At 35.2% G+C, this 13433-nt stretch carries 14 protein-coding genes and 1 tRNA gene; 6 read left to right on the top strand and 9 right to left on the bottom strand.

Annotated features, from left to right (window positions below; genetic code table 11):
- Positions 1-264: 264 nt before the first annotated feature.
- Positions 265-1191: a malate dehydrogenase gene (locus EGH73_RS05125; RefSeq protein WP_089770790.1), complete on the bottom strand. Its 927-nt coding sequence runs from the start codon at positions 1189-1191 to the stop codon at positions 265-267.
- A 216-nt stretch (positions 1192-1407) separates the two neighbouring features.
- On the opposite strand from EGH73_RS05125, the gene pfkA reads away from it, so the two are divergent.
- Together pfkA and gap are read left to right on the top strand one after the other, a co-directional pair.
- Complete coding sequence (gene pfkA / locus EGH73_RS05120; RefSeq protein ID WP_123280956.1) at positions 1408-2394, top strand: 6-phosphofructokinase; 987 nt, start codon at positions 1408-1410, stop codon at positions 2392-2394.
- Positions 2395-2439: 45 nt separating this feature from the next.
- Complete coding sequence (gene gap / locus EGH73_RS05115; RefSeq protein WP_123280955.1) at positions 2440-3444, top strand: type I glyceraldehyde-3-phosphate dehydrogenase; 1005 nt, start codon at positions 2440-2442, stop codon at positions 3442-3444.
- A 55-nt stretch (positions 3445-3499) separates the two neighbouring features.
- Here gap and EGH73_RS05110 read toward each other — a convergent pair whose 3' ends face one another.
- Positions 3500-6463, bottom strand: a complete 2964-nt coding sequence (locus EGH73_RS05110; RefSeq protein ID WP_123280954.1) for an Eco57I restriction-modification methylase domain-containing protein — start codon at positions 6461-6463, stop codon at positions 3500-3502.
- 97 nt (positions 6464-6560) lie between these two features.
- On the opposite strand from EGH73_RS05110, the gene EGH73_RS05105 reads away from it, so the two are divergent.
- Positions 6561-6767 (top strand): HAMP domain-containing histidine kinase, encoded by a 207-nt coding sequence (locus tag EGH73_RS05105; protein ID WP_123280953.1) that lies wholly within the window; start codon positions 6561-6563, stop codon positions 6765-6767.
- Between the two features lie 253 nt (positions 6768-7020).
- Here EGH73_RS05105 and EGH73_RS05100 read toward each other — a convergent pair.
- Positions 7021-7091 (bottom strand) — tRNA-Gln (locus tag EGH73_RS05100).
- 101 nt (positions 7092-7192) lie between these two features.
- Between EGH73_RS05100 and EGH73_RS05095 the strand changes: the two genes are divergently transcribed.
- Together EGH73_RS05095 and arfB are read left to right on the top strand one after the other, a co-directional pair.
- Complete coding sequence (locus EGH73_RS05095; RefSeq protein ID WP_123280952.1) at positions 7193-8224, top strand: AMP-binding protein; 1032 nt, start codon at positions 7193-7195, stop codon at positions 8222-8224.
- Positions 8221-8613, top strand: a complete 393-nt coding sequence (gene arfB, locus EGH73_RS05090; RefSeq protein ID WP_089771090.1) for an alternative ribosome rescue aminoacyl-tRNA hydrolase ArfB — start codon at positions 8221-8223, stop codon at positions 8611-8613. Before EGH73_RS05095 ends, arfB begins: the two co-directional genes overlap by 4 nt.
- Here the strand turns inward: arfB and EGH73_RS05085 are convergent.
- On the bottom strand, positions 8603-9133 hold the full coding sequence (locus EGH73_RS05085; protein WP_148041680.1) for a hypothetical protein: 531 nt from the start codon (positions 9131-9133) through the stop codon (positions 8603-8605). The two genes, arfB and EGH73_RS05085, sit on opposite strands and share 11 nt — an antisense overlap.
- Positions 9134-9208: 75 nt before the next feature.
- Between EGH73_RS05085 and cdd the strand changes: the two genes are divergently transcribed.
- Positions 9209-9688, top strand: coding sequence for a cytidine deaminase (gene cdd, locus EGH73_RS05080; protein ID WP_089771088.1), 480 nt, complete (start codon positions 9209-9211; stop codon positions 9686-9688).
- Between the two features lie 182 nt (positions 9689-9870).
- Here cdd and recF read toward each other — a convergent pair whose 3' ends face one another.
- The 5 genes from recF to EGH73_RS05060 are packed head-to-tail and all read right to left on the bottom strand — an operon-like array spanning position 9871 to position 13427.
- Positions 9871-10974: a DNA replication/repair protein RecF gene (recF, locus tag EGH73_RS05075; protein ID WP_123280950.1), complete on the bottom strand. Its 1104-nt coding sequence runs from the start codon at positions 10972-10974 to the stop codon at positions 9871-9873.
- Positions 10975-11286 (bottom strand): type II toxin-antitoxin system RelE/ParE family toxin, encoded by a 312-nt coding sequence (locus EGH73_RS05070; protein ID WP_123280949.1) that lies wholly within the window; start codon positions 11284-11286, stop codon positions 10975-10977.
- Positions 11271-11585 (bottom strand): hypothetical protein, encoded by a 315-nt coding sequence (locus EGH73_RS05065; RefSeq protein WP_123280948.1) that lies wholly within the window; start codon positions 11583-11585, stop codon positions 11271-11273. The genes EGH73_RS05070 and EGH73_RS05065 overlap by 16 nt, the downstream gene beginning before the upstream one ends.
- A gap of 43 nt (positions 11586-11628) precedes the next feature.
- Positions 11629-12102, bottom strand: a complete 474-nt coding sequence (locus EGH73_RS14160; protein ID WP_245985427.1) for a hypothetical protein — start codon at positions 12100-12102, stop codon at positions 11629-11631.
- Positions 12060-13427 (bottom strand): hypothetical protein, encoded by a 1368-nt coding sequence (locus tag EGH73_RS05060; protein ID WP_245985423.1) that lies wholly within the window; start codon positions 13425-13427, stop codon positions 12060-12062. The genes EGH73_RS14160 and EGH73_RS05060 overlap by 43 nt, the downstream gene beginning before the upstream one ends.
- Positions 13428-13433: the final 6 nt, after the last annotated feature.

Below are 13433 nucleotides of genomic sequence, written 5' to 3'. Positions count from 1 at the left end.
AATTATGATACATTTAATAATTATGAATAGAAAAAAAACGATTTTAATATGATGTTCTGGATTTTTTTGTTAATCAAAAGGAAAAATTGCCCTTCGTAATCATAAATTAAATCTATAAGCTAATCGCTAATAGCCAATTACTTTATTAGACTTAAACTGGAAGTTTTTAAATTCCGTAAATACTACCAAAATTTTCTAGGTTGACAGAAAATAAAAAATCGTCCTGTTTTCACAAGACGATTGTTTATTTAGATCGATTTTTTCTTAAAATTTCAAATCGCCATTTACCTCACGCACCGCTTTTGCAGCTTCGGCAAATTTTGCTTTTTCTTCTTCAGTCAAAGTAATGTTAACGATTTTTTCAACACCGTTTTTACCGATGATTGCAGGAACGCCAAGACAGATATCGCTTTCGCCGTACTCACCATCTAACATTAATGAGCAAGGAATCATTTTTTTCTGGTCGCAAAGAATCGATTGAACCATTACAGAAACTGCTGCTCCTGGCGCATACCAAGCCGAAGTTCCTAATAATTTGGTCAATGTCGCTCCGCCAACTTTAGTTTCTTCTATGACATAAGCTTTTTTCTCTTCGCTCAAAAATTCTGAAACTGGTACACCATTTCTCGTAGCTTTGCTGAATAAAGGCAACATTCCTGTGTCAGAGTGCGCAGCGATAACCATTCCGTCTACATCAGAAATTGGCGCTTCCAAAGCTTCTGCTAATCTGTATTTGAATCTCGCGGAATCCAAAGCACCACCCATACCGATAATTCTTTCTTTTGGAAGACCAGAGGTTTTATGCACCAGATAAGCCATTGTATCCATCGGGTTAGATACCACAATGATGATGACATCTGGAGAATGTTTTACTAAATTTTCAGTTACTTCTTTTACAATACCAGCGTTGATGCCGATTAATTCTTCCCTCGTCATTCCTGGTTTTCTTGGAATTCCGGAAGTGATTACCGCTACTTTTGAACCAGCTGTTTTGGAATAATCCCCTGTGGTTCCGGTGATTTTCGTATCGAATCCATTGAGAGAAGCTGTCTGCATAAGATCCATTGCTTTTCCTTCTGCAAAACCCTCTTTGATATCTACCAAAACAACTTCTGAGGCGAAGTCTTTCATTGCAATGTACTCGGCGCAGCTTGCTCCCACTGCTCCAGCTCCAACTACGGTTACTTTCATAATATTAATGTATTTTTTATTAGTTTAAAATTTTATTCTGTCTTGTTCGTAAATATAATAAACTTAATTATTTTGTGAATCATCTTAAGTTTGATTTTTGTCATATTATCCTATTATTAATTCTTGAAGATATGATATATTTTATTCAACTAAGACAATAGTAGGGCTAAAATGTGATTGATATTTTGTAAATTTGCTTAGAAAAAAATTAAAAATATGTCAGAAAACAACATTAAATCTATTGCGGTTCTGACTTCTGGAGGCGATGCGCCAGGGATGAATGCCGCACTTAGAGCAGTTGTAAGAACAGCGAATCATTTTAATATAGACTGCTACGGCATCCGCGAAGGATATAATGGTCTGATTGCAGGTGATGTTACCAAAATGGGACCTCGTTCCGTAAAAAATATAATCAACCAAGGAGGAACCATTCTTAAGTCTGCCCGTTCCAAAGAGTTTATGACGTACGAAGGAAGAAAAAAAGCCTTTGAACAGTGTCAGAAATTAGGTATCGACGCATTAGTATGTATCGGTGGAGACGGAAGTTTCACTGGTGCAAAAGTATTCAATGAAGAATTCGGCATCAAGGTTATCGGTGTACCGGGAACGATTGATAATGACATCTTCGGGACAGATAACACGATTGGATACGACACAGCGCTTAACACAGCAATGGACGCGATCGACAAAATCCGTGATACTGCAACATCCCATAACAGAGTTTTCTTTGTAGAAGTAATGGGACGTGATGCAGGATTCATCGCCCTAAACAGCGGTATTGCAACCGGCGCATTGGACATTTTGATCCCTGAAAGAAAAGACAGTATGGACGATCTTTTCAGCACATTCAGAATGGCAGAAAAAGTGGGTAAATCGTCCAGCATCGTAGTGGTAGCTGAAGGTGAAGAACTGGGCAGCATCTATGATCTTGCGAAAGCAACCAAAGAAGAATTTCCAAATTATGATATCAGAGTAACCATTTTGGGTCATATCCAGAGAGGTGGCTCGCCTAGCTGTGCAGACCGAGTGCTTGCCAGCAACCTTGGATATGGAGCAGTAATAGGATTAATGGAAGGAAAAAATAAAGTAATGGTTGGTATGCAATCTAATAAAATCACATACACGCCGATAGAGGAAGCCATCAAAAAACATAACGAAATCGATAAGAACCTGCTTCAGATTGCAGAAATTCTTGCAATGTAATCCTTAAAACAAATAAAATAACAAAACCTTAATTTTTTTAATAATATGTCAACAATTAAAGTAGGAATCAACGGATTCGGGAGAATCGGACGTTTAGTTTTCAGAGCTATGGCCGAAAGAAGCAACATCGAAGTTGTAGGGATTAATGACCTTATCGATGCGGAATATATGGCTTATATGCTAAAATACGATTCGGTACACGGATCGTTTAAGGGTGAAGTGTCAGTACAAGGCAACAACCTTGTAGTTAACGGAAAAACCATCCGTGTAACAGCGGAAAAAGATCCGAATAATCTAAAATGGAACGAAATTGGTGCAGAATATATCGTAGAATCTACAGGTTTATTCCTTTCAAAAGATTCTGCTCAGGCTCACATCAACGCTGGTGCAAAGAAAGTTATCCTTTCTGCTCCATCAAAAGATGATACACCAATGTTCGTAATGGGTGTAAACCACAAAGATTTGACTGACGATATCAAAATCTTTTCCAACGCATCTTGTACAACTAACTGTCTTGCACCATTGGCAAAAGTAATCCACGATAACTTCGGTATTGCAGAAGGTCTTATGACAACTGTACACGCTACTACTGCAACTCAGAAAACCGTAGATGGTCCATCTGCAAAAGACTGGAGAGGTGGTAGATCTGCACTTAACAATATCATCCCTTCTTCTACAGGTGCTGCAAAAGCGGTAGGAAAAGTAATCCCTTCTCTTAACGGGAAACTGACAGGTATGTCTTTCAGAGTTCCAACTGCTGACGTTTCTGTAGTGGATCTTACTGTAAAATTGGACAAACCAACGTCTTACGAAGAAATTTGCGCTGCTATCAAAGCTGCATCTGAAGGCGAATTGAAAGGAATCCTTGGTTATACAGAAGACGCTGTAGTTTCTCAAGATTTCGTGAGTGATGCAAGAACTTCTATCTTCGATAAAGAAGCTGGAATTATGTTGAATCCAACTTTCGTAAAATTGGTATCTTGGTACGATAACGAGTGGGGTTATTCTAACAAATTGGCAGATATGCTTGTTCACTCTGCGTCTTTGTAAGAATTGACTTTTACTAGAACAATATAGCCTCTGATTTTCAGAGGCTTTTTTATTATCAGGAATTTTCTACAATCTCTATTTCTTCATCTGTCAAGCCATAAAGTTCATACACCATTTGGTCTATTTCTTGGTCTGTTTGATCTATTTGAGATTTTATAGATATTGCTTTTTGTTGTTCTGCTAAGAAATAATCTTCCCATTCTGCTTTTTGGGAAAGTGTAAGGTTGAGTTTTGCTTTTGCCAATTCTTTTAGGAACTCTGCAAAAGAAAGCTCATACCAATTTTGTAATTTTTTGGAAAGCGTTTCCAGAGAAAATTCTCTTTGAAGATTTCTTTGGTATTTGGCTGATAGCTCTTGCAATTCCTTATTTAAAGAAAGCATTTGGTCGGCTTTTTCGATGAAGGGTTGTTGGTTTTCTAAAGAGATTTCTTTTATTGGAAGTTGTTTTAATTGGTAACCTTTTATCTTCGGAAATAAGTCTTTATTGTCATTATACTTAGATAACCAATAGCTTTTTATCAATTGAGAGTTTAAAATTGCTAGAATATACTTTAAAGAAAATCTTGAATCCTTTAAAAATAAATTGTAAATTGTATTAGATGTCAAAATTCCTTTTTCACAGAAACCTACTTTTGGAGATTGCCCGATTTGACTTATAACAATTCTATCTTGACTGTATACATTCAAATCACCGCCACTTTTAATATTTTCAAACAAATAATTGAAATATTTGTTTGGAATTGAATATTGAAATCTAACTACGTCAGCCCCATCAATAATTGAAATATAATTTTCATTTATTTTTTTATCCGAAATTGAACTTTTTCTATCATATGCTTGTATCCCAAAATAAGTATTTCCTATTTCTTCTAATTTAACACAATCTTTAAATTCAAAGAAAAAATCATTCTTTAAATTAAAAACTTGTTCTTCAGCTTCATTCCAACTATTTTGAGATTTGTTTGTAATAAATTTTAATTCTCCTCTTTCGGAATTATAAATCTTTATATTTTCGTTTTTAATTTTGTCTTTAGTTAAAATTAATGTAGCTACATCTACTCCAGCATCTACAAAAACAATTTCATTATAATTAATAACTTTTTCAATAAAAGTATTTTTTAAAATAAAGTTTCTTAATTTTTGAATATATTTATTTGATAGATAAGTATTTGGAGTAATAAACCCAAGTTCTCCTCCATCTCTCAAAATATTAGTTCCTCTTTCAAAAAATAAATGAAATAAGTCTATTTTGTAACTTGCTACTTCAAAGGATTTATAAAAATTAAGTGTTTCCTCATTTGTATTAGATGGTTGACATAAAACATACGGCGGATTTCCAATCACCACATCAAAACCGCCTTTTGCAAAAATCTGCGGGAATTCTTTTTCCCAATTAAAGGTTTTATTTCCGGCAATTTCGGGATCGTCAATCAGAGAGTTTCCACACTTTATGTTGTTGCTCAGGTCGTTCAGTTTTCGGTTAGGTTCTGCTGTGCGAAGCCAAAGAGAAAGTTTGGCAATTTCTACAGATTCTTCGTTCAGATCTACCCCGAAAAGATTGTTCTCTAAAATACTTTCAGAATGATAAGCAAAAGCAATAGAAGAACCTGTAAGTTTGGCTTCTAACTCATCTATATATTTATGTTCATCAATCAGGAAATTCAGCGCTTCGTTCAGGAAAGCTCCACTTCCACAAGCAGGATCTATAATGGTAATCTGATGTAGCCAAGTTCTGTAATCTTCTAATTTCTGTAAAAGTGCTAACTTGGTTTTCTGTTGGCGTTTTTTATCGGTAGAATAGTCTTCTTCAGCAATTCCTAATTCTGTTTTCTTTTCTTCGCAAAGTTTGCCAACGGTATTTTCTACAATGTATTTGGTAATGTATTTTGGAGTGTAGAAAACGCCGTCTTTTTTTCTTTTGGTTTTAGTCTTGTCGATTTCCTGTCCTTCTAACTGGGCTTTTATTTCATCAATTTCATTAAGAGAATTTTCAAAAATATGCCCAAGAATATTGACATCTACTTCACTGGCAAAATCATATTCTGATAATTTCAGAGAATGCTGGTAAAGCAAATCATCATCTATGGTAATCGTATCCAAAACTTCATCGGGCTTAAACAATCCTCCGTTATAGGCGAAAACGCTAAAATCCTTCCCTTTGAAACCTGTATTGAGGTAGCCAAAATATTTTTTGAACCGGTCATAAAGCGGAACATACTCGTCTAAATCTTTCAGCTTGTTCCATTGATCCAGAATCAGTCTTATAGAATTGGGAGGAAGTAAACCTCTGTCCTCTCCAAAGAAGAGAAATAAAAGCCTATCTAATAGTTTTTGAGATTTTTTGAAAAGTTCTAACGGATCAAATTCCGGGTTTTGTTCGGACAGATTTTTAAACAACTCTCTTTTGAAAACCGAATAATCTTTGTACAGTTTTTTGGTGATTTCGTCTTCCTTACTTACCGATTCATTTTTAATTCTGGCAGGAATGTCTGCTGAAATATTTTCAAATGCCAGACATAAATATAACAATTCGAATTCGCCTTTCGTCAGTTCAAAAAGATTGAATTCCAAATGTTCAATGGCATTATCTATATAGAAACGTAGTTTTTCAAAATTAGACGTAATGACGTATTTGCAATCCGGCTGATTATTTTTATAGCCAAAAGCCTGGGTTTCAATTTTTGATAAATCCGTTGTATTGGTTCCTTTTAGTTCTATAATAGCAAGAACTTTATCACTAATAATAATGGCGCCATCTGCTTTTTTGCTGTCTTTTACATTTTTATATTCTGTAGTAAGATTGAAATTAGGCGTGGGATTTTTAGTATATCCCAAAACATCTACAAACAAGTCAATCAAAAATTCGCCCTGGTATTGTTCTTCTTTGGAATTTCTGATATTTTCCTGGATTTCAGTATTATGAAAATGCGCACAAAACAAATCCCATTTTTGGTTGAGTTGATCCTGGTTTTGTAGTTTGAGATATTTGTTGATTATTGTTTTTTGAAATAGAGACATCTTAAAATCTTATTTCGTAAAAATATGATTTTATTGCAGACAATTCAAACAATATCTAATTATAAACTGACACTCGCGTTTCATCAAAAAATAGGTTGTGGAGAAGATTTTTACCATAGATAACGAAGGAAAGGTCAGGACGTGGCTTTTCGGGATTATCACGCTGGAAGAATTTGAATTGTTCCAGGCTTATGATCTCGAAAATGCCAGAAAAAGGTGTGACGTTTCCGGAATTGATATTAGCATCATCAAAGAAGGTAATAAAATCAAATTTTCTGTTCAGGATTTCGGCAAAGGAATTTAGGAACAGTATCAGGAAAAAATTTTGATCGTTACTTTAAAATTCCCGGAAGCAACAAAGAAGTAACAGGTTTGGGATTGAGTATCACCAAACATTTCAAAGAAGCTCAGATTTATTTCCGTAAAATCAGAATTAGGCTCCGGAAGTACATTTTCTTTTGATCTTCCTAAATAATAGTTAATAAATGCTGTTCATCATCTAAAAAAAAGAGAGCGGAAAAAATAAAAAAACCACCTTTATTTCTAAAGGTGGTTTGTAGACCCACAGGGATTCGAACCCCGACAGGCGGTACCAAAAACCGAAGTGCTACCGTTACACCATGGGTCTGTCGTTTTATTGTGATGCAAATTTATAGCTTTTTTTTGAACTTGCAAACTTTTTATGAAAAAAAATGAATAATTTTATAAAATAATTTTTCACACATCTCAATGTTAATCGACCTTTCCAAAGCATCGCCAATCAACCAAACCTCATCTAACGAATTTGAAACCAAAGTTTTAGACTTCATAAAAGAATGGTTTTCGGAGTCAAAAACGGTAAAAATTCAGAGTTCTGGATCTACAGGAATTCCAAAAATTTTTGACATCGAAAAATCAAAAATGCTCAATTCTGCCCAAATGACTTGTGATTTTTTAAGACTGAAAGAAGGTGACTCTGCCCTACTCTGTCTTCCGATTGAATATATCTCGGGAAAAATGATGGTGGTAAGAAGTATTTCCAGAAAATTAAAATTAATAATAACAGAAACATCGCTCAACCCGTTGCAACATCTTGCCGAGAAAGTGGATTTTTGTGCAATGACACCTTTGCAGGTTGACAATTCTTTAGACAAAATTCATTTAATTAAAAACTTAATTATTGGTGGCGCAGCTGTATCAGAAACTTTAAAGCAAAAAATTTCTCAAACCCTCAAATTCTCAAACTCTCAAACTAAAATTTTTGAAACCTACGGAATGAGCGAGACGCTTTCCCACATCGCTTTGAAACAGGTTTTCCCAAATCAGGAAGATTGGTTTACGGTTTTTGATGGCGTCGATATTTCTTTGGATCAGAGAGCTTGTTTAAAAATATTTGCTCCAAAACTGAATGCAGAGATTTTACAGACCAATGATTTGGTTGAAATTAATGATAAAAAACAATTTAGATTTCTGGGAAGAATCGATAATGTGATTAATTCCGGCGGTGCAAAGATTTTTCCTGAAGAGTTAGAAAAGATTGTTAAGAACGAAATTCCAAATGAAGCTGTATTTCTTGGAATAGACGATGAAAAATTAGGTCAGAAATTAGTTCTCGTAATCGAAGGAGAATCTGATGAAAATCTAAAATCTAAAATTTATAATCTAAAATTCAAAAAATCATTTCATAAACCAAAAGAAATTATTTTTGTAGATCAGATTCCAAGAACGCCCAACGGAAAAGTAAACCGTATCGAATTAAAAAAAATGATCCAAACGCAATGAAAGATTTTTCCGCAGAAATAACGTACAAGACTTCCCGCTCTTCCGGAGCTGGCGGACAGAACGTGAATAAGGTAGAAACGGCGGTAACTGCGATTTGGAATGTGATGGAAAGTGCTGCTTTCAGGTTTGATGAAAAGCTCAGAATATCTGAAAAACTTAAAAACAGGATCAATTCCGAAGGACTGCTCCAGATGACCTCGTCGGAAAGCAGAACGCAGGTTCAGAATAAAAAAATCGTAACCGAAAAAATGCTGGATTTGGTAGAGAAAGCTTTGTTTGTTCCAAAAAAACGTTTGGCTACAAAACCATCGAAAGGCCAGATCCAGAAAAGGATTGACAATAAAAAGAAATTATCCGAGAAAAAAGAAAACAGAAAATTTAGATTTTAAAGTCTGACAATTTCTTTATTTCATCGTTGATTTTCGCAGTATATTCCAGTTGTTTTTCGTGGATTCTTCCGTGGCTGGTAACGTTTTCATAATCCTGCTGATAAACCTTGTAATCATCATAAATCCGGGCATAGTAATTATGCAGCATTTTAGCATCCATTGTTTTATCACTGATTAACTTCCGGAACCTTCTGGCTAATAATTCGGCTATATCAAAATGACTTTGCTCGTGCATCAGTACAAAATCCGTTTTATGATCTCTATGCGCCCAGGATTTTGAAGGCACAAAAAAGGCTTCTATTTTGACTTGTCTCGCAGTAAATTTTTTGGTTGAACTGTTTAGCAAGTAAGAGATTCCGCAAAAAGTTGTAGCCGCTGCTTTGGAAGATATCGCAATATCTTTTGACTGAAAATCGTCCCAGGCTAATTGCCTGTTTTCATTCCACGCCAATTTTTCCTGAGCAGATACCAGAGTCGCAAAACAGAAAAAAACCAACATTGAAAATAGTCGTAACATCATTGTTAGATGTTTTTTTTCGATTAATGTTAATTTATTTGCGTAAAAAATGTATTTTTACCTCCCTCATTTTAAAAAATGGAAAAAGAGATAACAATCAATTTTGAAGTAATCGCGAATTACGACCATCTTACTGATATAGAAAAAACACTTTTTGATAAAGCCAGAAACGTTCGTGCCCAGGCATACGCGCCTTATTCCAACTTCTGGGTAGGCTGTGCGGTTCTACTGGAAAACGGTGAAATCATCACAGGAAGTAATCAGGAAAATGCCGCATATCCGTCCGGATTATGTGCCGAGAGAACCACTATTTTCTGGACTTCTGCTAATTTTCCGGGTGTTAAGATCAAAAAACTGTTCGTAATTGGTGCACCAAAAGAAGCGCTCACTTCCACACCCATTCCGCCTTGCGGCTCTTGCAGACAGTCCATTTTGGAGTATGAGTCCAAGCAGAAAGAAGGCATCGAAATCTACTTTGCTTCATTAGATGGAGAAATTTACAAAACCAAATCCATTAGAGATTTGCTTCCATTTTCCTTTGACGCAAGCTATTTGTAATTTTTAGGAGCACGACGTTTGTATTTTTGACAGAAGCTTGCAGCCTGCTGTCCACTATATCTTTTTTGTCATTGCGAACGACCTGAAGCAATACATTGAATATTTCAACAATCGCAATAACAAAAAAGGATGCCGTTCCCATCAGGGCTATGTTGAGGATTGTCTTTTCTTTCGAGTTTTTTTTAAATCTCAAAAATCTTACTCTCCTCGCTGATTCTTCGGACTACGTTTTCTGTCCGCTCCTTATGCGTATCCGTTATAAAGATCTGCCCAAAACTTTCTTTATTCACCAATTCTATCAATTGGGAAACTCGGGTATCATCCAGCTTATCAAAAATATCATCCAGAAGAAGGATCGGAGATTTTCTAGTCAATTCCTTGATTCGGTTGATTTGAGCAAGCTTTAATGAAATTAGAAATGATTTCTGCTGACCCTGAGAACCTATTTTTTTGATAGAATTCCCATTCATTTCAAATAACAAATCATCTTTATGGGTTCCTTTTGAGGTGTAGGTCAAAGCTCTGTCTTTGTCAATTGAACTCGATAAAAGTTCCTTAAAAAATCTGTCAGGCTGAGCGGAGTCGAAGCCATCCAAAAGATGAGATTCATAAATAACATTCACGATTTCTTTTCCACCAGAAATGATTTCGTAGAAATGCTGAACAATTGGATTTAGTTTTTCTACAAACTCTTTTCTTTTCTCGAAAATCCTTGTTCCAAAATTTGAAATTGGATCATCATAAATCTCTAAAGAATCTTTGTCAAAATATCGATTTTTAGCAAAACTCTTCAACAAAGCATTTCTCTGCTGAACAGTTTTCTGATACTGAATCAAATCAAAAAGATAAGAGGAATCCGTTTGGGAAATCATCGCGTCCAAAAACTTTCTACGGCTTTCTCCAGAATCGGAAATCAAATTGGAATCGTAAGGCGAGATCATCACACTTGGGAGATAACCAATATGATCAGCCAATCTATCGTAGCTTTTATCATTTTTCTTAATGACTTTTTTGGATTCTTTAGGCATCAGAATCTTAATCAGATCTTCCTTTTCCTCATTCTGGATTTCGGATTCGATGACAAAGAAATCTTCATTTGATTTAATATTATTGAGGTCGGAATTTCCCAAAAAACTTTTTCCAACAGAAAGATAATGAAGTGCATCCAGAACATTGGTCTTCCCCACGCCGTTATTTCCCACAAAACAGTTGATTTGAGGAGAAAATTGGAAAGCTTTTTCCGAGTGGCTTTTGAAATTGATGAGTGAAAGTTTGTTGATAATCATTTACTTGAAATTCATTACTAATTTTAATAAGTCAGCGGGGTCTTTTCTTGTATCCCAAATAAAAAGAATTTCAACAGAATCATCTTTTATTTTATAGAGAATATAATAATCTTTAATGAGTTTTCCACGATAAACATTGCCCGAAATAGAAATACCCGAATGAGGAAAATCTGCAATTTGTTGAGCGGAATTTTCAAACAAAATATTCAGTTTTTGTGAATAGCGTTTGGATTTATTTCTGAGTATCCAATATTGCAAAATCTCTTTTCGGATTTCCCTCGCAACAGGCGACCAAATTAATCTTTTAGCCATTCTTCAAAATATGCATTTACTTCTTCATTGGTAAAAGTCTGCCCATTGTTAATTTGCTCTTCGCTAATGTTTAGAATTTCTAAAATTTCAGCAGGCAATTTTATTTCTTCTTCTTTAAAATAGGCTTCAACTTCTTCTTCAGTCATTGGTTTTTCAGATTCGTAGATAGATGGAGATTCTGCGACGATATTGGGAGATTTTGATTCAAAATTCTTGAGGAAAGCGGATAACAAATAATAATTATCGGATTCACAGATTTTCTGAATCAGTTTTATTTTAATATCATTAATGTTTTCCATCACTCAAAAATTTCAGTAAAGATAAAACTTCTTAATTACAAAATCAATTTCCGAAATTGACGAAATGAGGAACTTCTGCTGCAAAAGAATTCATTGGCATCATATTATTTCTGTAGCTGTTAAAATCAAAAGCAGAACTATTATCAAAAGGAACTTTTGGGTAGTACATTAATGAAAGTTGTATCCGATTAAACACCAGATAAGGATTATTGATTAGTACACCAATCCCAATTTTTGTGTTAACATTGGTCTTCAACAGTTTTTCTTCCGGCATTCCCAGCCATCCAAAAGCAGTTGTAATATACGGACTGAAGTGGAAGTTTTTCCAGGTTTTATTGATAAAAAACTGCAGCTGGTATCTTAAAACCAATTTCTTAGTCCCAATGTAATCATAGTTATATACAGGAAATTCATCTTGAGCAGAAAGATTAATCCGGTCTCTGTAAGAATAATTATTTCTTGGATTTCCCAACGCTAGCGTCGGTGAAAAAAATGCCGAACCTTGGCAAATTTCCAATCCATCAGATTAGTAAAGTATGTTCCGTCTACCCGAAATGCATCGCGATTAATTTTTCCCTCATTAAAAAAACGTCCAAACTGTGCTTTGATATTGAAATATCCGACGTTTGTAAAATCTCCATAAGCAGCAGAAATTCCTGCGTAGGGAACAACTTCCTTGCTTCTCGATAGTAAGCCAGCTGTCAGACTGAATGAATTCCCATACGGAATATCTTCCGGCAGATCGTACTGAAAAACCTGCTGCTGAACAGAAAATTTCCTCTGAATAAATCCTGCTGAGGCCAAAAAACTATTGTAGGAACGGAAATAATTAAACTCATTTATTCCCGGACTGTCTTTATATTGACAATTCTGGAATCTTCCTATTAAAGCGATGTTACTGGATATCCTTTCATCTGGATTTGCCGAAACAGGAATCTGATAACCGCCCCAGAGATCCTGGCTATAAACTTTGATCTGGACTGCAGGAAATGCAGAAAGGTCTTCCATTGGCAAGGCTACATTTCTCATAAAATATTCGAAGGTAAAACCGCCTGCCCACTTGGTAAGTGGCGAGAAAAAATCTCTTTTTGCACTTACATTGATTCTTTCATTTTTGAAAAAATCACGTTCGCCGAGGATCTGAGCATTGATATAACTTCCGAAAAGATTATTGGCAAGATAGCTTCCATAAAAATAATCCTGTTTTTCCTTGGAATCATTTCTGTACAGAAAATCAACTTCGTGCCCAAGTCCTAGCAGGTTTTCTTCTGTTACTCCTAATCCAATTTTACTTCCGGAATAGCTTAGTCTCGGTTTTAGACTCCAGGAATCCAAAACTTTGACTGCCACATCAACAGAATCGCTGGAGCTGTTTTCTACAGAAATATGGACTCGATTCACAAAATTCATCTGTCGAAGCAGACGTTCGGATTCGTAGAGTTTCTGTGCATTATATGCTTCTCCTTTTCTGAATAACAAGTAGTTATTAACCGTGGATATTCTGGTATTGGAATGAAGATGATTGGTAAACCAATCGTACCATTTAGATTTTTCTTTTTTTTCCTTTGTATTATATCCAAATGGGTCTATGGTTTCGATTCTCACATTTCGGATAAATTTTCCGTCATAGGATTCCTGAGACTGTTTTTCTTTTCTGGAAGATACAGAAGCTGAGTCTGCCTCACGACGAAATATGAAACGGTGCAGAAATTTTGTAAACTTACTTTTATCAGAAAATTCTTCAATTTTATAATAGATAGAATCTTTTTTCTCCTGCGCCTGAGCAACGGAAAAGAAGCTTAGGAAAACGAGAATAATAAGAATAGATTTGTTATGAAACATTCCGAT

The sequence above is a fragment of the Epilithonimonas hominis genome (genome assembly GCF_003730015.1).
GTDB classification, from domain to species: domain Bacteria; phylum Bacteroidota; class Bacteroidia; order Flavobacteriales; family Weeksellaceae; genus Epilithonimonas; species Epilithonimonas hominis.
The sequence above is the reverse complement of the archived record's forward strand: the minus strand, read 5'-3'. Positions and strand labels throughout refer to the sequence as shown.

Coding starts and splice junctions, on each gene's coding strand:
- EGH73_RS05125 (WP_089770790.1), bottom strand. CDS start 1,191: ATGAAAGTAACCGTAGTTGGAGCTGGAGCAGTGGGAGCAAGCTGCGCC.
- pfkA (WP_123280956.1), top strand. CDS start 1,408: ATGTCAGAAAACAACATTAAATCTATTGCGGTTCTGACTTCTGGAGGC.
- gap (WP_123280955.1), top strand. CDS start 2,440: ATGTCAACAATTAAAGTAGGAATCAACGGATTCGGGAGAATCGGACGT.
- EGH73_RS05110 (WP_123280954.1), bottom strand. CDS start 6,463: ATGTCTCTATTTCAAAAAACAATAATCAACAAATATCTCAAACTACAA.
- EGH73_RS05095 (WP_123280952.1), top strand. CDS start 7,193: ATGTTAATCGACCTTTCCAAAGCATCGCCAATCAACCAAACCTCATCT.
- arfB (WP_089771090.1), top strand. CDS start 8,221: ATGAAAGATTTTTCCGCAGAAATAACGTACAAGACTTCCCGCTCTTCC.
- EGH73_RS05085 (WP_148041680.1), bottom strand. CDS start 9,133: ATGATGTTACGACTATTTTCAATGTTGGTTTTTTTCTGTTTTGCGACT.
- cdd (WP_089771088.1), top strand. CDS start 9,209: ATGGAAAAAGAGATAACAATCAATTTTGAAGTAATCGCGAATTACGAC.
- recF (WP_123280950.1), bottom strand. CDS start 10,974: ATGATTATCAACAAACTTTCACTCATCAATTTCAAAAGCCACTCGGAA.
- EGH73_RS05070 (WP_123280949.1), bottom strand. CDS start 11,286: ATGGCTAAAAGATTAATTTGGTCGCCTGTTGCGAGGGAAATCCGAAAA.
- EGH73_RS05065 (WP_123280948.1), bottom strand. CDS start 11,585: ATGGAAAACATTAATGATATTAAAATAAAACTGATTCAGAAAATCTGT.
- EGH73_RS05060 (WP_245985423.1), bottom strand. CDS start 13,427: ATGTTTCATAACAAATCTATTCTTATTATTCTCGTTTTCCTAAGCTTC.